General features: G+C 47.7%; 20 protein-coding genes. 4 read left to right on the forward strand and 16 right to left on the reverse strand.

Going from position 1 to position 19019, the window contains the following annotated elements; translation table 11 throughout:
* The first annotated feature begins 27 nt into the window (after window positions 1–27).
* The gene (locus AC2T15_RS04915; protein WP_053099442.1) at window positions 28–687 is read left to right on the forward strand and encodes a hypothetical protein; all 660 of its coding nucleotides are present in this window, start codon (window positions 28–30) and stop codon (window positions 685–687) included.
* Window positions 688–713: 26 nt separating this feature from the next.
* Here the strand turns inward: AC2T15_RS04915 and AC2T15_RS04920 are convergent, their stop codons facing one another.
* The 4 genes from AC2T15_RS04920 to AC2T15_RS04935 form a co-directional block, all read right to left on the reverse strand.
* Window positions 714–1643 carry a pirin family protein gene (locus AC2T15_RS04920; protein ID WP_231692714.1) on the reverse strand — a complete coding sequence of 310 codons (930 nt, stop codon included), beginning with the start codon at window positions 1641–1643 and terminating at the stop codon, window positions 714–716.
* Between the two features lie 104 nt (window positions 1644–1747).
* On the reverse strand, window positions 1748–2377 hold the full coding sequence (gene ycaC / locus AC2T15_RS04925) for an isochorismate family cysteine hydrolase YcaC (RefSeq protein WP_486778884.1): 630 nt from the start codon (window positions 2375–2377) through the stop codon (window positions 1748–1750).
* Window positions 2378–2591: 214 nt separating this feature from the next.
* The gene (locus tag AC2T15_RS04930) at window positions 2592–5081 is read right to left on the reverse strand and encodes an ABC transporter permease (protein ID WP_486778885.1); all 2490 of its coding nucleotides are present in this window, start codon (window positions 5079–5081) and stop codon (window positions 2592–2594) included.
* Window positions 5081–5755: an ABC transporter ATP-binding protein gene (locus AC2T15_RS04935; protein WP_373331684.1), complete on the reverse strand. Its 675-nt coding sequence runs from the start codon at window positions 5753–5755 to the stop codon at window positions 5081–5083. Before AC2T15_RS04935 ends, AC2T15_RS04930 begins: the two co-directional genes overlap by 1 nt.
* Before the next feature lie 10 nt (window positions 5756–5765).
* Here AC2T15_RS04935 and AC2T15_RS04940 point away from each other — a divergent pair, with 10 nt between their 5' ends.
* A complete protein-coding gene (locus AC2T15_RS04940; protein ID WP_486778886.1) occupies window positions 5766–6386 on the forward strand; it encodes an arylesterase in 621 nt (206 codons plus the stop codon).
* Window positions 6387–6448: 62 nt separating this feature from the next.
* Here AC2T15_RS04940 and AC2T15_RS04945 read toward each other — a convergent pair whose 3' ends face one another.
* The 10 genes from AC2T15_RS04945 to pyrC all read right to left on the reverse strand — a co-directional run bounded on the left by AC2T15_RS04945 (window position 6449) and on the right by pyrC (window position 15699).
* Window positions 6449–6784, reverse strand: a complete 336-nt coding sequence (locus tag AC2T15_RS04945; protein WP_053099447.1) for a hypothetical protein — start codon at window positions 6782–6784, stop codon at window positions 6449–6451.
* Between the two features lie 27 nt (window positions 6785–6811).
* Window positions 6812–8137: a TRZ/ATZ family hydrolase gene (locus AC2T15_RS04950; protein ID WP_486778887.1), complete on the reverse strand. Its 1326-nt coding sequence runs from the start codon at window positions 8135–8137 to the stop codon at window positions 6812–6814.
* 258 nt (window positions 8138–8395) lie between these two features.
* On the reverse strand, window positions 8396–8677 hold the full coding sequence (locus AC2T15_RS04955) for an HU family DNA-binding protein (RefSeq protein WP_053099449.1): 282 nt from the start codon (window positions 8675–8677) through the stop codon (window positions 8396–8398).
* Between the two features lie 34 nt (window positions 8678–8711).
* A complete protein-coding gene (locus AC2T15_RS04960) occupies window positions 8712–9416 on the reverse strand; it encodes an ABC transporter ATP-binding protein (RefSeq protein WP_053102310.1) in 705 nt (234 codons plus the stop codon).
* A gap of 2 nt (window positions 9417–9418) precedes the next feature.
* Window positions 9419–10186: a high-affinity branched-chain amino acid ABC transporter ATP-binding protein LivG gene (gene livG, locus AC2T15_RS04965; protein ID WP_486778888.1), complete on the reverse strand. Its 768-nt coding sequence runs from the start codon at window positions 10184–10186 to the stop codon at window positions 9419–9421.
* Window positions 10183–11439, reverse strand: a complete 1257-nt coding sequence (locus AC2T15_RS04970) for a high-affinity branched-chain amino acid ABC transporter permease LivM (protein ID WP_053099452.1) — start codon at window positions 11437–11439, stop codon at window positions 10183–10185. The genes livG and AC2T15_RS04970 overlap by 4 nt, the downstream gene beginning before the upstream one ends.
* Window positions 11439–12365 (reverse strand): high-affinity branched-chain amino acid ABC transporter permease LivH, encoded by a 927-nt coding sequence (livH, locus tag AC2T15_RS04975; protein WP_053099453.1) that lies wholly within the window; start codon window positions 12363–12365, stop codon window positions 11439–11441. The genes AC2T15_RS04970 and livH overlap by 1 nt, the downstream gene beginning before the upstream one ends.
* A gap of 108 nt (window positions 12366–12473) precedes the next feature.
* Window positions 12474–13598, reverse strand: coding sequence for a branched-chain amino acid ABC transporter substrate-binding protein (locus AC2T15_RS04980; RefSeq protein ID WP_053099454.1), 1125 nt, complete (start codon window positions 13596–13598; stop codon window positions 12474–12476).
* 371 nt (window positions 13599–13969) lie between these two features.
* Window positions 13970–14656 (reverse strand): ribonuclease T, encoded by a 687-nt coding sequence (rnt, locus tag AC2T15_RS04985; RefSeq protein WP_053107765.1) that lies wholly within the window; start codon window positions 14654–14656, stop codon window positions 13970–13972.
* Window positions 14653–15699 (reverse strand): dihydroorotase, encoded by a 1047-nt coding sequence (pyrC, locus tag AC2T15_RS04990; protein WP_486778889.1) that lies wholly within the window; start codon window positions 15697–15699, stop codon window positions 14653–14655. Before pyrC ends, rnt begins: the two co-directional genes overlap by 4 nt.
* Before the next feature lie 188 nt (window positions 15700–15887).
* On the opposite strand from pyrC, the gene AC2T15_RS04995 reads away from it, so the two are divergent.
* Complete coding sequence (locus AC2T15_RS04995) at window positions 15888–17102, forward strand: argininosuccinate synthase (protein WP_053099457.1); 1215 nt, start codon at window positions 15888–15890, stop codon at window positions 17100–17102.
* Between the two features lie 78 nt (window positions 17103–17180).
* Window positions 17181–17573 carry a lactoylglutathione lyase gene (gloA, locus tag AC2T15_RS05000; RefSeq protein ID WP_486778890.1) on the forward strand — a complete coding sequence of 131 codons (393 nt, stop codon included), beginning with the start codon at window positions 17181–17183 and terminating at the stop codon, window positions 17571–17573.
* Window positions 17574–17627: 54 nt separating this feature from the next.
* On the opposite strand, the gene AC2T15_RS05005 is transcribed toward gloA, so the two are convergent.
* A complete protein-coding gene (locus AC2T15_RS05005; protein ID WP_158487747.1) occupies window positions 17628–17774 on the reverse strand; it encodes a hypothetical protein in 147 nt (48 codons plus the stop codon).
* Window positions 17758–18975, reverse strand: coding sequence for an MFS transporter (locus AC2T15_RS05010; protein ID WP_486778891.1), 1218 nt, complete (start codon window positions 18973–18975; stop codon window positions 17758–17760). The genes AC2T15_RS05005 and AC2T15_RS05010 overlap by 17 nt, the downstream gene beginning before the upstream one ends.
* Between the last annotated feature and the right edge of the window lie 44 nt (window positions 18976–19019).

A 19019-nucleotide genomic window follows, 5' to 3' on the forward strand; every position in this document is an offset into this window, starting at 1 on the left:
GTGTAGGAAGTGGGCGGGAGTAGGGTAATGAAAAGTTGTGTTTACGGTTTGTTTAGCCTTAGCAGCTTAAGTTTATTGGGGTGCAGTACAGTAATGCCTTTAAGCCTGCATAGTTTGCCTGATCCGCAGTATCAATTTAACTACACCGCACCCGTATTGGTGCAAGCAGAGGGTCAAGGGGCTGAAGCATTAAAAGCGCGTTATTATTTACCCAAAGTGGCTGACGGTCTTCGGCAGCTTGGCTTTCAGCAGGTAATGGTCGCTAGCGCTCAGCAGTCTGTAGATAATGTGCAGCTTATTTTCCGACTGAGTGTTAGCACAGAGCAGCAAGCCTATAGCTATCAGGCTACGGATTATGGTTATACCCATACTGAATACTTCAGCCACTGTTACAGTGATGAGCAAGGTGGGCGTGCATGCAGCCAAAGTGCTCGCCCAGTTTACGGCCCAGTCGGTACTTCCGAGCGAGTAGGTTACACTCGCTATTCCGAATTTAAATTAACTGGAATTGATCCTGCGAGTCAGCAAACAGTACTTAGCGTTATTGCCAGCTCAAGTAACATCCACTGTAAAGATAAAAAAGTTGAAGACTTTTTGGTCGAGCGAGCGTTGGGCTATGTCGATCTCAGTCAGCGGCAAGAGCTGGCATTTAAAGTTAAAATGCCAGAAGGCTATTCCTGCCAGTAATGGCGGCAACAATAGCCTTAGATTGCTTAACGCAAGTCTGGTGCAGCTAAAGGCTTGCCCTCATAACCAACGACTTGGCCGAAGTGATCGGTTTCTTTCCAAAGCTGGATAAACTCTAACACTTCGGTTTTATTACGTGCGACAAAATTCCAGTACAGCATGATTTCTTCAGTAAAGGGCTCACCGCCAATTAGAATGATTTGACTGGCCTCTAACACTGCTAAATCAATCTGGCTTCGACCTTTTCCTAAATACAGCAAAGTGCCCGGTTGTAATTGCTGATCTTCTACTCTGGCACTGCCGGTGAGTACCGCAATGCCATACTCAAATGCTGGATTAAGTGGCAAGTTAAGGGTGGTTGCTGCTTGGCTCGTAATATCAGCGCCGAGCAGTGGAGTATGCACTGCAACGGGTGAAACGTGACCGAACATTTCCCCTACCAGTAACGTTAACTGGGCTTGTTCCAGTGCAACCTTAGGTAGCTCTGGGTAATGCTCAAATGCGGGCTCGATAAAGCGTTTTTCATCTGGTAGGGCTATCCAAAACTGGGCCAGTTGTAATTGCGGCGAACGTTGCTCTGGGGACTCTTCAGAGTGAGAAATACCACGTCCTGCAGTCATCAGATTAACTTGGCCTTGGGTGAGCAATTGTTTTACCCCTAGACTGTCACGATGCAAAATTTCGCCTTCGATCATCCAACTAAAAGTTTGCAAGCCTGTATGAGGATGTGGCCCAACACGTACCCCGGAGCCTTGACTTACATCAGCGGGACCGGCGTGATCAAAGAAACACCAAGCACCGATCATGCGCTGCTGGCGGTGGGGTAATAAGCGGCGAATTTTCATTCCTTCGCCCAGCGTAGCCTCCCGCGCGGTTAAGGCTAAAGGCGGAGTGATCTGACTATGATGCCGACATTCAGCGTATTGTTCTGGGGTCATATGGATAGATGAACTCATCGGTTACTCCTTAATCCTGACAGGCGGTGATTGTGTCATTGAGCGTACACTAAAAAGCATCACAGTAGGCAAGCCACTGTGATGCTGAGTTAGCACAGCAGTAATTAGCTATTGTGCTGTAAAGTGTCGTCGCGGCTTTGAATTAAGTTGGAATAGGCCGGTAAATGGCCTGCCAAAATACCACCAAAGCCTTCAATGTCATTACGCCAATCGCGATGCAGTTCACAGCCTACGCCAAACCAGCTCATTAATTGTATGCCAGCCGCTGACATACGATCCCAAGCGGCATCACGGGTGGTTTTATTAAAGGTGCCCGATGCATCGGTGACCACAAACACTTCATACCCTGCTTCAATGGCAGAAAGTGCTGGGAAAGCCACACAGACTTCAGTGACGACACCGGCAATAATCAGTTGTTTTTTACCGGTTGCTTCAACTGCTTTAACAAAGTCTTCGTTATCCCAGGCATTGATTTGACCAGGGCGGGCAATGTAAGGCGCATCTGGGAAGGCACGCTTTAGTTCTGGAACTAAAGGGCCGTTAGGGCCCTGCTCAAAGCTGGTCGTTAAAATAGTCGGTAATTCAAAAAAGTTGGCAATATCCACTAATGCCATAACGTTATTTTTAAATTCGTCGGCATTAAAATCACGGGCTAAAGACAGTAAGCCTGCTTGGTGATCCACTAGCAGAACCGCAGCGTTATCTTTATCTAAACGTTGGTATTGAAATGACATATACACCTCGCATCATCGAGTCACAGGGATTGAATTAGTTACGGTGATGCAACTAATTCAACTTCAGCATCGATAGTAGTTAACCTTGTAGCTCAAGATTAGAGGGTTGAATAAGGACGGACTGTTTTAATGATGGAACGCTAGAAGCTCTTTAAGTAACAAACGCTAACGGCTTGGCATGAGTCAGCAGCTTAAACTAGGCTATTCCCTTTATTTATCCCTGGCGTAAGGTTTGCATTGGGCTGGTATTAAGTACTTTACGGGTTCCTAAACTACCGGCAGTTAAAATCACGACCGCGCCTAACAGCGGCACTAACAGTAACCAAGGATGCGGAGACCAAGTTAAATCAAAAGCATAACGGTACAGCACCCAGCTGCTGAGCTCGGTGCCAAGCCAAGCTAAGCTGCCACTGATAAAACCAATTAAGGCAAATTCGTAGCGTCTCGTTTTGACTAGCAAAGCCCGCTCGGCACCTAAGGCTCTGAGCAAGCCTGCTTGTTGGGTGCGTTCGGCTAGGGTGCTTTGTAATCCGGCAAATAACACGGTTAAGCCTGCAGCCAAAACGAACAGTAAAATAAATTCTACCGCTAGTGTGACCTGCGCCAGAATACTGCGGAGTTGTTCAATAATAGCGTCCACTTGCAGCAGAGTAACACTTGGGAACTGCTGATTTAGTGCTGCCAAATCCTGTTGCTCGTCAGCGGCTAGATAAAAGCTGGTCATCCAGGTAAAGGGAAGCTGGTTTAGGCTATCGGGTGAAAAAATCACAAAGAAATTAGGTTGCATACTGTTCCAATCAACCGATCTTAAGCTGGTAATGGTAGCTGTTTTCTCAACCGCGCCAAAGGTAAAGGTTAAGCGATCACCTAGGCTTAGGCCTAAACGCTTAGCAAACTCTTGCTCGACTGATATTTCTGCACCCTGAGCGCTTGCTTGCCACCACTGGCCGCTGGTTATCGCGTTGGCGCTAGGGAGGTGTTCTGTCCAGGTCACGTTAAGGTCACGCTGCAGACTCTGCATGCCTTGTGAGCCTGCTGCCACAAACTCGCTGGCTGGTTGTTGGTTAATCTGACTTAAGCGTGCAGGCAGCATAGGAAACAGCGTTGCTGGCCGAGGATCAAAACGTTGGATATGTTCAGCAAAAGCCTGCTGCTCATGGGGCAAAATATTAATTGCAAAAATATTAGGTGCATCGCTGGGTAATTGGGCTTGCCAGCTATCCAGCAGCTCACCGCGTAATAGAGCAATCAAAGCCATGGAGAGCAAAATTAATCCAAACGCCAAGACTTGACCAATTGCAGCAAGTGGCTTTCGTAATAACTGGCCAAAACCTAAGCGCCATGCCAGTTGTCGTGTAGCGAGTAGCCGGCGCAAGCCCGCTAAGCTAAACCAGACTAAGCTACCGAGCATTGTCGCTGCCACAAGTCCACCGCCTAATAAAGCTAGGGTTAAACTCCAATCTAAACTAAGCCGCCACATCAGTAGCATTAAGGCGAATAACGCTAAGCCATAAATAAAGAGCTGGCTAGCTGCAGGTGGCATCGCAGATTGGCGTAATACCCGAATGGGCGGTACGCGACCAAGGGCCAACAGTGGTGGTAAAGCAAAACCAAATAGGGTAATGAACCCAGTGCCCATGCCAGTAATAGAAGGCGCAGCAGAAAGTGCGGGTAGGGGAGTATTGAGCAGTTGGCTGAGGGCGGTAAATAATCCTGCCTGAATTGCTATCCCCATTAATGCCCCTAAAACGCCAGCACTCAGCCCTAAAAACAGCAGTTGGAATAAGAAAAAAAGCAGCGTATGTGCACGACTTAGGCCTAGACAACGCAGTAAAGACGCATGGTCTAAGCGCCGTTGGGCAAAATGATTAGCTGATAAGGCAACGGCTACAGCCGCCAACAAAATGGCAGCCAGGCTAGCAAGGTTTAGGTAGCGCTCAGCGCGCAGCAAGGCATTGCCTACTTGCTGATTACCATCATTTAGGTCTTCAAACTGCTGCTGAGCGGTTAGAGCAATGGCTTGCTTATAGGCAGTTAAATTAGTTTCATCTCCGGCCCATAACTCCCGATAGCGCACACGACTGCCCGGCTGAACCACTTGGCTGGCCGCTAAGTCATCTAGGTGCATGATACCCCGCGGCGTTAGGTTAGCAAAACTAGCACCACGATCGGGCTCATAGGTCAGCGCTCGAGTAGCTTTTAATTGAATAGCACCTAAGTCAACTAGATCACCGACACTGATCTTGAGGGCGGCAAATAGTCTGGGCTCAAGCCAGATTTCACCAGCTTGCGGCGCATCACCTTTAACTTCATTGCCATACACTTCAGTGCTGCTGCCTAGCTCACCGCGCAGCGGATAATGCTGACTGGCCGCTTTAACGCTGACTAATTGTAGCGCCTCTTCGCTGGCCAGCATGGTAGCAAACTCGACAGTTGAGGCATGGCGTAACTGATGGGCAACACCGGTTTGAATTTGCGCGGCAGTCGCTGGCACCGTACCAGATAGCACTAAGTCAGCGGCTAAAAACTCGCCAGCCCGTGATTGCATCGCTCCTTGTAGACGCTCAGCAAAATGGCCAATTGCGCTGCTCACAGCCACCGCAATTAAGAGGGCAAAAAATAACACCCGAACTTCGCCGGCTTTAGTTTCACGCAATAATTGCCGTAGAGCTAAGAATAGTACTGAGAAGATGGATTGCGGCATCACAAAGCTACCTGTTGGCCAGCTTCTAAGCGCAACTGCTGCTGGCAGCGCTGGGCTAATTGTTCATCATGGGTAACAAGGACCAAAGTCGTGCCTTGCTCTTGGTTTAAGGCGAAAATCAGATCACTAATATGCTGCCCCGTTTTGCTATCCAAATTACCGGTAGGCTCATCGGCAAATAAAATTTGTGGGCGCGCGGCAAAAGCGCGAGCAATGGCAACTCGTTGCTGTTCACCACCAGATAGTTGGCGGGGGGTGTGTTTAGTACGGTGAGCTAATCCAACTCGTTGCAGAAGTTCTAAGGCCTGTTGCGCTGCATTATTTGTCCCTGCTAGCTCCAGTGGCAGCATCACATTTTCTAATGCGCTCAAGGTGTCCAGTAATTGAAACGCTTGAAATACAAAACCCACATGGGCTGCGCGAACTGCTGCCCGCTGATCCTCATTCAGTGTTTCAAGCAGATGGCCAGCCAGCTTGACCGAGCCTTGACTTGGCGTATCTAAGCCGGCCAATAAGCCCAACAAGGTTGATTTACCTGAGCCAGAACTGCCAGTAATAGCTAAACTATCGCCTTGATTAAGACTAAATGAGATGTTTTGCAGAATGTTCAAACTGCCTTCTTCGGTAGTCACATCTTGGTAAAGTTGGCGTACGGTCAAAATCTGTTCAGACATGGAGCACTCAATGAAAAAGTGGTTAAGCAAGATTGCGCTAGTAGCTTATTTAGCGGTTGGATTAGTCAGTGCCGCGTTTGCGCAAACAGTGTTAGTGGTAGGGGATAGTATCAGTGCCGCTTACGGACTGGAAACTCAGCAGGGCTGGGTTGCCTTGTTAGAGCAAAAAATTAAGCAAGCAAATATTTCAGCCAGGGTCGTAAATGCCTCAATCAGTGGCGATACCACGGCCGGAGGCTTACAGCGTTTACCGCAGTTATTAGCTGAGCACCAGCCAAGTGTGGTGGTATTGGAGCTAGGTGGAAATGATGGTTTGCGCGGTTTATCGCTGGATGCTATGCGCGCTAATTTACAGCAGATGATTGAGTTGGCGACAGCGCAACAGGCTCAGGTAGTGCTATTAGGTATGCAGTTGCCGCCCAACTATGGGCCGCGCTATACGCAAAACTTTGCCAAGGTCTATCAGCAGCTGGCAACAGAGCATGAGATTAGGTTAGTACCGTTCTTTTTAGAGGGGATAGGTGGTGTAGCGGGTATGATGCAAGCCGATGGGATTCATCCCGTGGCAGAGGCGCAGCCGATCTTGTTGGCTAATGTGTGGCCTATTCTAGAGCAGGTATTAATGCCTTAAGCGTTTATCGCGGCTGAGTTAACGCTTGACTGACGATGGCGCAGTCAAGCGTTGGGTTAAAGCTAGTTGAGAACGTGCCAGTTTCCATTTTCCCCTTGCACAAAATGCACCTGACTTTGCTTAGTTGATTCGCCTAATAATGGCGCCTTAGTGGTGACGGCAATTTGGCAGGTATAGCCGGCAGCGGGTTTGGCGTTGTGGCAGCTGAGTTTTTCTACCTTAAGTACTTCAAGCTTTGCCTCATTGCCTAAAAAACCAGTGGTGAGGTTATTTAGTTGTTGTAACTCTTGCTCGAGCGCTTGTTGCATTTGGCGGCTGTTGGGCTCTGAACTACAGGCGCTGAGTAACAACCCGCTGCAGCTCAAGAGGGCTAGCAGTAACGATCGCTGATTTAACATGCTGTATTCCTTAAAAGTATTCAATGATTATAAGCGCTGGGGATTGATTTTATCAGCCCACTGATTGACAGCATGCACTAAGTGGGCCTCATCGACTTGTAGTAATTCGCCTTGTTTGAGCAGCTGCTTGCCATTGACCCAAACGTGCTTAACCTGGCTGCTATTACAGGTATAAATTAGCTGGGAGACAGGATCATACACCGGTTGCTGGGCCACTCCTGATAGATCAACAGCCATAATATCCGCCTGTTTACCCAGTTCTAAACTGCCAGTTTGGGTATCTAGATTCAGCGCTTTGGCGCCATTTAAGGTGGCCATGCGTAATGCTTGGTGGGCATTAAGGCTAGTGGCAGAGTGGGTAGTCACCTTAGCCACGAAAGCAGCACTACGAGATTCGCTAATCAGATCCAGATCATTATTGCTTGCGGCACCATCGGTACCCAAGGCAACATTGACTCCTGCTTCGAGTAATCGATTGACTGGGCAAAAACCGCTGGCTAGTTTTAGGTTGGATTCAGGGCAGTGAATAACTTGGGTTTGTGTGGAGACTAATAAGGCTAAGTCTTCTTCATTTACTTGGGTCATGTGCACGGCTTGAAATTGTGGACCAAGCAATCCTAGTCGCTGTAAACGTGCGAGCGGTCGCTCTTGATAACGAAGTAAACTGTCTTTAATTTCCGTCTGAGTTTCGTGCACGTGCATTTGGATCGGCGCATCCAGTTGATTGGCGATCATAGCGATTTGCTTAAGCGCATCGTCGTGCACAGTGTAGGGAGCATGGGGACCAAAGCCAATGTGTAAGCGTGGATGATGGCGCAGCTCATTAAATAAAGCGATGGTTTGTTGAATCGAGTCATCTAGATCACGGGCTCCGGGCGCCGCAAACTCTAACATGGGTACGGTAATTTGCGCTTTAATGCCACTTTGATGGACTTCATCGCAGGCAATTTTTGGATAAAAGTACATATCGGAAACGCAGGTAATTCCGCTTTTTACTTGCTCGGCTAACGCCAAGCGGGTGCCAATGCGGACAAAGTCTTCATCCACCCAGCGCGCTTCAGCTGGCCAAATATGGTTTTCTAGCCAAGTATGTAACGCCAGGTCATCGGCCAAACCTCTAAATAAGCTCATGGCAGCATGCCCATGGGCATTAATTAAGCCAGGAGTCAGTAACATATTGGGTAAATCAATACGTTGTTGTGTGATGCGCTTGCTGGCCTGCTCGAGCGGCTCTAAGCAGGCAATTACGCCATCTTTAATACCCAGCGCATAGTTTTTAAATACCACTCCAGCCGGCTCAACAGGGGCAATCCATGTTGGCACCAGTAATAAGTCCAGAGAGGTTTCGGGCATAGTGGGGCTTCCTAAATCAAGATAAAAATAAAGCCAGAGCAGTTATTGCTAGGTAGTCATTACTCGTCTTTTCCCCTCTGAAAATCAGGGGGTAGAGCATCAGAGTTGCTAAGACGAGGTGGGTAAGGGAGAGGGCACATTTAAAGAGTAATTTTTTAGCTAAATGCACAAAGCCTCAAACCAGCCTCTTACTAAAAACGACCAAGCGTTATGAGCAGGCGTGGTTTGAGGCTTTAAAGGTGCCGCAAATAGTTTAAATTATTTATTTAAACTATCTACCAGTGCTTTAGCTGCCACTAGCTTAACCACTTTTTTTGCTGGAATTTCAATGGTTTTTCCAGTTTGCGGATTGCGGCCAGTGCGGGCGCTACGTTCCGCTGCTTTGAGTTTACCAACGCCAGGTAGGGTGATTTCGCCATCATTTTCTAAGGCGTCTTGGACGATTTGCGCTAACTGATCGAGCATTGCACGTGCAGTGGTTTTAGTTACTTCGGTAGACTCTGCGATTTCACTAATGAGTTGGTCTTTAGTCAGTGCCATAGATCTAGTTCCTTGTGTTCAATAGTAAGCGGCATTAACCGCCCAGATAGGCTTTTTTTACATCTTCATTGGCTAATAAATTAGCGCCTGAATCTTCTAAAACAATGTGACCATGCTCCATCACATAGCCACGATCCGCTAGTTTGAGCGCTTGATGCGCGTTTTGTTCTACGAGAAAGATAGTAACGCCTTCCTCGCGTAACTGCTCAATAATCTGGAAAATTTGCTGGATGATAATAGGTGCCAGCCCCAAAGAGGGCTCATCTAAGAGTAAAAGCTGTGGCTGGCTCATCAACGCACGGCCAATGGCGAGCATTTGTTGTTCGCCACCGGACATGGTGCCCGCGCGCTGTTGAAAGCGCTCTTGAAGCCGTGGAAAGAGTTCAAGAACATGGGCTAAACGGCGCTGGCGCTCATCTTTGTCATCACAAAAAAAAGCGCCCATGGCAAGATTTTCTTCAACCGTTAGCCGAGCAAATACTCGGCGTCCTTCGGGCACAATGGCTAAGCCTTTACGCATAATCTGCGCAGTGGAGTAGCGAGTTATGTCTTCACCTTGATAAATCACTTGTCCTGATTGGGCTTGAGGATCGCCGCAGAGTGTCATCATTAAGGTGGTTTTACCGGCACCATTGGCGCCAATAAGCGTCACAATTTCGCCTTGCTTAACCTTCACGGTAACATTATGCAATGCTTGAATTTTACCGTAATAGGTATTGATATTGCGCATTTCTAACATGATTATTCCTCACCTAAGTACGCTTTAATCACGTCAGGATTGTTTTTGATCTGATCCGGTGTGCCGTCAGCTAACGGAGTACCTTGGTTAATCACAAAAATTCGATCCGAGAGGTGCATCACCAGTTTCATATCGTGCTCAATCAGAAGCACACTCATCTGATCTTGCTCGCGTAACTCTAAAATCAGATGCTTGAGGTCTTCGGTTTCGCTAGGGTTTAAGCCAGCGGCAGGCTCGTCAAGCATCAGTAAGCGTGGTTGGGTGACCATGCATCGAGCAATCTCTAAGCGCCGCTGCTGCCCATAGGCTAGGGTGCCGGCTTCACGATTGGCGTGGGCTAATAAGTCGACACGCTCTAACCAGTTAGCCGCACGTTCACGGGCTTCACGCTCAGCGCAGCGGTAGCTAGGCGTGTTAAATAACCCCGCAAGAAAGTGTGTGTTGAGGTGTTGATGCTGCGCAACTAATAAATTTTCTAGCAAGGTCATTTCTTTAAAAAGACGTACATGTTGAAAGGTACGGATCATGCCTTTACGAGAGATTTTATAGCCATTGAGCTGCTGAATAGGCTCGCCCTCAAATAAAATTGTGCCGCCCGTGGGCTGATAGAAACCCGTTAAACAGTTAAAGACGGTCGTTTTCCCCGCTCCATTGGGGCCAATCATCGAGACAATCTGCCCTTTATTAACGGTAAGAGCTACTTGGTTGACTGCCAGTAGCCCACCAAAGCGCATGGATAAATCCTGAACCTGGAGAATTGGCTGGGTCATTGGCGTAACTCCATTTGTGGGCGTTTCATTGGCAATAAACCTTGGGGACGCCAAATCATCATCAATACCATCATCAGGCCAAAGAGCAGCATGCGGTATTCATTAAATTCGCGGGCGAGCTCTGGTAACACTGTCATGGCGATTGCCGCTAAAATCACGCCTAACTGTGAGCCCATTCCGCCTAGTACGACAATGGCCAAAATAATAGCCGACTCGATAAAGGTAAAAGACTCCGGACTAATAAAACCTTGGCGAGCGGCAAAGAAGCTGCCAGCGAAACCTGCAAAAATTGCACCAATGGTAAAGGCTGAGAGCTTAATGGTGGTGGGGTTTAACCCTAGAGCTCGGCTAGCAATTTCATCTTCGCGAATAGCTTCCCAGGCGCGGCCGATGGGCATGCGCATCAGGCGATTGATAACAAATAAAGTAATCAAAACTAAAACTAATGCTAAAAGATATAAAAAGATAACGCGGTGCCCAGCATTAAAAGCAATACCAAAAAACTCGTGAAACGTTTGACTGCCTTCAGGGGCTTTGCGGCTAAACTCTAAACCAAACAAAGTAGGTTTAGGAATGTTGCCAATACCTCGCGGGCCACCCGTTAAAGACGTGAGGTTGTTGAGTAAAATTCGAATAATTTCACCGAACCCCAAGGTCACAATCGCTAGGTAGTCGCCGCGTAATCGCAGTACGGGAAAGCCCAAAATAAAGCCAAAAAATGCGGCCATCACACCTGCTGCAGCAAGTCCAGTCCAGAAACCGACACCAAAATACATCGCTAGCATGGCGTAAGTATAAGCACCCACTGCATAGAAGCCGACATAGCCTAAATCAAGTAAACCAGCTAAGCCCACCACAATATTCAGCCCTAAGCCCAGCATCACATAAATTAATACTAAGGTGCCTAAGTCAACTTGGCTGCGGTTAGCGATAAAAGGAAAAAGTATTGCAGCGGCAATGGCAAAGCACCAAAACAAAACAACCAGCGGCTTATTTTTACGCAGCGCTGCCAGTGGCTTGTCTGCTGAAGGCAAACGAGGCAGATGTTGGCCGAGGCCAAACAACAGATCTTTAAATAGGTTAAAACAAAAAATAAAGCCAGCGGCTAGGCTGAGTGTCCACCAAGTGCTGGTTTCAGCCCCTACAAGGGTTAATTGGGTGCCCACTTGAGTGAGGCGCACACCCAGTAGCAAGCCGCCTAAAACAAACACCACCACCGCGGAAAACAGGGCCGCTTTAATAGGTAAACGCATTAGACTTTCTCCACTTCAGGGCGGCCTAAAATACCGGAAGGTCTAAATAACAAAATGAGGATGAGTAAACTGAAGGCTACGACATCTTTATATTGGCTGCTGAAATAACCTGATGTCATGGCTTCAGTAACCCCTAATACCAATCCACCCAGTACCGCTCCTGGAATACTGCCAATCCCACCCAATACTGCCGCGGTAAAGGCTTTAAGACCTGCCATAAAACCAATATAAGGATTAACTACACCGTAGTATAAACTGAGTAAAACCCCAGCTACCGCTGCTAAAGCGGCGCCAATAACAAAGGTGATGCTAATGATGGCGTTACTATTGATGCCAAGAAGCCCGGTCATTTTGATGTCTTCGGCACAGGCACGGCAGGCACGACCAGTGCGTGAGCGTGAAATAAACCAACTCAGCGCCAGCATGCTGACTAAGGTAGTAACAAAAATAATGCCTTGCATATAAGACAGGCTGGTGTGATAGCCCTCAGGATCGCCTAAAGTCCAGCCACCAGAAATTAAGCTAGGCATTGCTATATCGCGCGCACCTTGGGCGATACGGACAAAGTTTTGCAGTAAAATTGACATCCCAATGGCTGAAATCAGTGGAATTAAGCGGTTACTGCCGCGAAGCGGGCGATAAGCGACACGTTCAATACTAAAGCCGTAGGCAGAGGTCACAATAATACTAATGGCAAAGGCGGCAAAAATCAGTAGTGAGACGCTTTCAACGCCCAGCATCGCCAGCCCAGTCAGCACAATAAAGGTGATGTAACTGCCGATCATATACACTTCGCCATGGGCAAAGTTAATCATGCCAATAATGCCGTACACCATGGTGTAACCAATGGCAATCAGCGCATAGGTACTGCCAAGGGTTAAGCCATTGAGCAGTTGCTGAATAAAATAAAAAAAAGACTCGCCCATAACAACAACCTTAACTGAGTGGTAAGAAGGGAGCTCCCTTCAACTCTAAAACTGCAGCTCAGTGGGGCTGAGCTGCAGCGGTGTTACCTAGTGTGACGCAGAGTGGAATTACTCTGTTTTTGCCGTTTTACTGCCATCGGCGTGCCACTCATACACCACAAAGTTAAAGTCTTTTAAATCACCCTTTTCGGTGAACTCAAGGGTGCCAGTTGGCGTATCAAAGCGGCCCTGGCGAATTGCTTCAGCCACTGTTTCTGGGTCATCACTCTTGCTTGACTTCATCGCATCAGCCATTACTTGAACCGCAGAATAAGCTGGGAAGACAAAGGCACCACTAGGATCTTGTTTTTTAGCTTTAAAGGCCGCTACTAAATCAGCGTTTTTAGGGTCTTGGTCAAAAGCTTTCGGTAAAGTGACCAGCATTCCTTCGGACGCTTTACCCGCAATGGCAGTAATATCGCTATTACCTACGCCTTCAGGACCCATAAACTTGGCATTGAAGTTATTTTCTGCCGATTGACGCAGCAGCATGCCCATTTCTGGGTGGTAAGAACCAAAGTAAACAAAGTCAACGTTTTCTTTTTTCATCTTAGCGATTAACGCAGAAAAGTCTTTATCACCTGCAGTCACCCCTTCAAAAAGAGCGACCGGAATTTTAGCTTCATCTAAGGCGTGCTTCACCGCAGTAGCGATGCCTTCACCGTATTGTTGCTTATCATGTAACACGGCTACCCGCTGCGGTTTAACCTGCTCGACAATGTATTTGCCAGCAGTGGGGCCTTGCATGTTATCTAACCCAATGGTGCGAAAGATCATGCTGTGACCGCGCTCGGTGAGCTCTGGAATCGTAGAGGCAGCGGTAATCATTAAGATACCTTCTTCGTCATAAATATCAGAAGCAGGTTGGGTTGAGCCTGAGCACAGGTGACCGACTACAAACTTCACACCGTCATTAACAATTTTGTTAGCCACCGCGACCGCTTGTTTGGGGTCACACGCATCGTCATAGACCACTGCCTGCAGCTGTGAGCCATTCACGCCACCGGCTTGGTTAATTTGCTCGATCGCCATATTGGCCCCCATAGCCTGCATATCACCATATTGGGCAACAGGGCCTGTCACGGGACCAGCTAAGGCAATTTTGATTGGATCAGCAGCGAGGCTGTAATGGGCAAAGCCTGCCATAGCCATTGCGGCTAATACTTGAGTGACGCGTTGAGTTGGCTTACGCATAATGTTTCTCCACCTTGTTTAATTTGTTCTTAATCCTTGGTTAGCCCTCAGGAGTGCACGGGCACTCTAATAAGAGGTAACGTTGCAGCGAGTGTATGCAACTTGTTTAGCAAGGGGAACAAGCCATAAGTCATAGGCTCGGCAAAAACCTGGGTAAGGCTAAAAAAAATCAGAAAAAAGCAGGGTTAAGCGCTTGGCTTAGTCGATAGTCTTAGAGGAGAAAATAAATTGTCGGGCAGATTGCTAAGGAGCGGCTAGCCTGCAATGGTATTTGTGCGCGATGGCAAGTGCAGACAAGGGAGAAAGGAGGGTGTTTGGGGCTGACACTGAGCGAGCAGTGCCAGTCTCCAGAACTCAAAAGTGGGGGCGGGTTAATCGTTCCAGCCGCCCATTTCTTTCCAGCGATTAACAATGCCGCAAAATAAGTCGGCGGTTTTTTCGGTATCGTAGCGCGCATTGTGTGCTTCTCTGGCATCAAAGCTCATGCCCGCAGCATCACAGGCTTTAGCCAGCACTGTTTGACCGTAAGCCAATCCAGCTAAGGTAGCAGTATCAAAACTAGAGAAGGGATGGAAAGGATTGCGTTTAATACCACAGCGTTCAGCAGCGGCATTGACGAAGCCTAGGTCAAAGTGACTGTTGTGGCCGACTAAGATTGCTCGCTTACAGCCACTGCTTTTGAGCGATTTGCGTACGCTTTTGAAAATCTCTGCCAGCGCGTGCTCCTCACTGACCGCCATCCGTAGCGGATGATCAAGCTTAATGCCGGTAAAATCCAGCGCCGCTTGTTCGATGTTAGCCCCCTCAAAAGGCTCTACACGATAAAACAACGTGTGCTCGGGGTAGAGCTGACCGTCTTCATCCATATTCAAAATGACAGCGGCAATTTCTAGCAGAGCATCAGTTGCGCTATTGAATCCACCAGTTTCCACATCAATCACAACCGGTAGATACCCACGAAAGCGATTGGCTAGCGCGGTTTTTTTAGTGGTGCTTTTTTTCGGCTCAGGAGCTTGGGCGTAGTCCTCGAAAGAGTCAAAGTCAAAATCTTGGCTCATGCCTGAGCCTCCAGCACCCGCCAGTTAATTGCTTCACCGGCTTTTAAGGGAACCACTTGGGTATCTGCAAACGGCAGGCTGGCAGGTGCTGTCCAGCTGTCACGCACTAAGGTGATGTGGTCAGTATTACGTGGTAAACCGTAAAAGTCAGGACCAAACAAGCTAGCAAAGCCTTCGAGCTTGTCCAGTGCGTTGCGTTGTTCAAAGGCTTCAGCGTATAACTCAATCGCTGCATAAGCGGTGTAACAACCGGCACAGCCACAGGCACTTTCTTTGGCTGATTGCGCGTGGGGGGCGGAGTCAGTACCTAGGAAAAACTTAGGGCTACCGCTGGTAGCGGCATCTAATAGCGCTTCTTGGTGGGTATTGCGCTTAAGAATCGGCAAGCAGAAGAAGTGCGGACGAATACCACCTACGAGCATGTGGTTACGGTTGTATAGCAAATGATGCGCAGTGATAGTGGCGGCAATATTGCTGCCAGCTTCGCTAACAAATTGCGCAGCATCCGCGGTCGTAATGTGCTCAAAGACAATTTTAAGCTGCGGAAAACGCGCTACCAGTGGTAACAGTTTTTCATCAATAAATTGTTTTTCACGATCGAAAATATCTACGTGTTGATGAGTGACTTCACCATGCACCAATAATGGCATGCCCACTTCACTCATGGCTTCTAAAGCAGGGTAGATATTGGCTAAATCACTCACGCCTGAATCTGAGTTAGTGGTTGCGCCAGCAGGATATAACTTGGCAGCAAAAACGAAACCAGAAGCAGCCGCTTGTTTAATATCTTCAGCACTCGTTTTGTCGGTGAGATACAGCACCATCAGTGGCTGAAAAGTATTGCCTGTTGGACGCGCAGCAAGAATGCGTTGGCGATAGCTATCTGCCTCTGCTGCATTGCGTACCGGTGGAACCAAGTTGGGCATAATGATAGCGCGCGCAAATACGCGAGCCGCGTCGGGCACCGTTTGCTGTAAGGCAGCGCCATCGCGCAAGTGAATGTGCCAGTCGTCTGGACGCAACAGGGTAAGGCGATCAATCATGAAAATTTCCAATCCAATTCAACGTGGGCTAATCCTACCTGAAAAGGCTTTTTTCAGCATCCGCAAATAAAGGAATTGCTTTATTTAATCGATAAACCGCTGAACTCTGTGCTTAGCCCCTATAAAAAAAAGCTGATCAGCAGTAGAATCAATGCTTTATTCAATCGTAATCCTTTGGAGCTGAAGGCATGACAGACGTTAACAAGGTGGTTCTAGCCTATTCTGGCGGTCTAGACACTTCGGTCATTTTGAAATGGCTGCAAGACACCTATAACTGTGAAATAGTCACTTTTACCGCGGACTTAGGTCAAGGTGAAGAAGTTGAGCCGGCGCGTGCAAAAGCAGAAGCGCTTGGTGTTAAAGAAATCTATATTGATGACTTGCGCGAAGAGTTCGTGCGTGACTTTGTCTTCCCGATGTTCCGTGCTAACACCATCTATGAAGGCGAGTATCTATTAGGTACTTCAATTGCTCGCCCGCTTATTGCTAAGCGTTTAGTTGAAATTGCCAATGAAACCGGTGCCGATGCCATTTCCCATGGTGCAACTGGTAAAGGTAATGACCAAGTACGTTTTGAGCTAGGTGCTTACGCGTTAAAACCAGGGGTTAAAGTGATTGCGCCATGGCGTGAGTGGGATTTGTTATCCCGCGAAAAACTGCTCGCTTATGCTGAAAAGCACAATATTCCGATTGAGCGTCATGGTAAAAAATCCCCTTATTCGATGGATGCTAACTTACTGCATATCTCCTATGAAGGTGGCGTGTTAGAAGATACTTGGTCTGAGCATGAAGAAGATATGTGGCGTTGGAGTGTTGCTCCAGAAAACGCACCGGATACCCCAACCTACTTAGAGCTTACGTACCGCAAAGGAGACATTGTTGCCATTGATGGTAAGGAAATGACACCAGCCCAAGTATTAACTTACTTAAACAAAGTGGGTGGTGATAATGGTATTGGCCGTGTAGATATTGTAGAGAACCGTTACGTAGGTATGAAAGCACGTGGTTGCTACGAAACTCCTGGCGGTACTATTATGCTGAAAGGCCATCGTGCGATGGAGTCAATCACCCTAGACCGTGAGGTGATGCATTTAAAAGATGAGCTAATGCCAAAATATGCCTCACTGATTTATAACGGTTATTGGTGGAGCCCTGAGCGTCATATGTTGCAACAAATGATTGATGCTTCGCAGGCCAATGTAAACGGAGTGGTTCGTTTAAAACTGTATAAGGGCAATATTATGGTGGTTGGACGTAAGTCTGATGACTCATTGTTTGATGCAGCGGTAGCCACTTTTGAAGATGATGCGGGTGCATACGATCAGCAAGATGCTGAAGGCTTTATTAAGCTAAACGCTTTACGTTTACGTATTGCCGCTAGCAAAGGTCGCTCACTGCTATAAGTGTAAAATTAAGGTAGCGTAGTCCAAGCAAAGCCCCTTAATTTGGGGCTTTGTTGTTTAGTATTAGGAGAATAATCAATGCGTATATTGCACACTATGTTGCGCGTGGGTGATTTAGATAAATCAATCGCGTTCTATACCGAAGTTTTAGGCATGCAGTTGCTGCGTCGTAACGACTACCCAGAAGGTAAGTTCACCTTAGCTTTTGTTGGTTACGGTAGCGAAGCAGAAAATGCAGTGATTGAACTAACCCATAACTGGGATACCAGTAGCTATGATCTAGGAAATGGTTACGGGCATATTGCACTTGAAGTGCTTGATGTCTATAAAGCCTGCGAATTGATTCGGGAAAAGGGCGGTAAAATTACCCGTGAACCAGGTCCAATGATGCATGGCAACAGTATTTTAGCCTTTGTTGAAGATCCAGATGGCTATAAGATCGAACTGCTCTCGCCAGATCGTAAAGACTAAGTGCTGTCCCCTAAAAAACTCCCTATCTGGGAGCTTTTTAGTTAAGAGGCTTAGTTAACAAACGCCTAAGCCGAGTTGTAGTAATGCCATGCCAGAATGAGACCAGCCCCACCACGCCAACCCTAAAATGGCGGCTAAGGATAAACCCAAAGCAATCAAAAGCAGGGTGCGCATAGCCAGCCGCTTATGAGGTGATGGCATGCGCTTGCTCCTTACTGGGTGTTCTAAATTCTTTAATCGGAAAATTGCACAGCGCCGCCACCACGCTTAATGCAATCGATACCTGCCAGATCAAGTCATAGCTACCTGTGCGATCAAAGACCAATCCGCCTAACCAGCCGCCTAAAAAAGAGCCTACTTGGTGAAAGAAAAACACAATGCCTGCCAACATCGACAAATTACGTATACCAAACATACTGGCTACTGTGCCGTTAGTTAAGGGCACCGTTGAAAGCCAGAGCAGTCCCATGGCAATGCCGAATAAGTAGGCCGATAACTGGCTAATCGGTAAGTAAAAAAACAAGGCAATCACTAAGCCGCGAATTAAATAGAGCCAGCCTAAAAGTTTGGGCTTAGAGTAGCATCCGCCTAACCAGCCCGCTAACCAGGTGCCAACAATATTAAACAAGCCTACAAGCGCCAATACCGTAGTGCCAACACTAGCCGGTAGCTGACGATCAATCAAGTACGAAGGAATATGCACGCCAATAAACACTACTTGAAAGCCACAGACAAAAAAGCCAAAGGCCAATAGCCAAAAGCCTTTTTCTTTAACCACTTGGTTGAGTGCTTGCTTTACACTTTGTTCAAAATCGTCTGTAGTATTTGGCTGTGGTGTTTCTTTTAGCATAAAAGCTAAGGGTACACATAGGCAGATTAGGGCAGCAGTGACTAACATTGCACTCGACCAGCCCAGCCACTCAATTAAGCCAAGAGTGCCTGGCAACATCACAAACTGTCCAAGTGAACCTGCTGCGCTAGCAATTCCCATGGCCATGCTACGCTTTTCGGCTGGCACCGAGCGACCAATAGCGGAGAGTAGTACCGCAAAAGAAGTCCCGGAGAGTCCAAAACCAATGAGTAAACCAGCACTTAACGTGAGATCCATTGGTGTGCTGCTATTGGCCATTAAGTACAGCCCGCACGCATAGGCAAGCGTGGTAATAATAACGGTGGGTTTTAATCCGTAGCGATCAGCAAAAGCGCCGACAAAGGGTTGTACGCCGCCCCATACTAAGTTCTGTACTGCGATAGCAAAGGAAAAGATTTCACGTTCCCAGCCAAACGCTTGGCTTAGCGGGTTGAGATAGAGACCAAAGGCATGCCGGATCCCTAGCGATAAAGCCAATATGATCGAGCTGCCAATCATTAGCAGCAAGCCTGTGCGCAAAGCTGAATGCATAAATCCGCCTAGAATAAAGCCAGTGGCTGGTTGATTGTTATTGT

Source organism: Thiopseudomonas sp. SA1F2-1K, assembly GCF_057443035.1.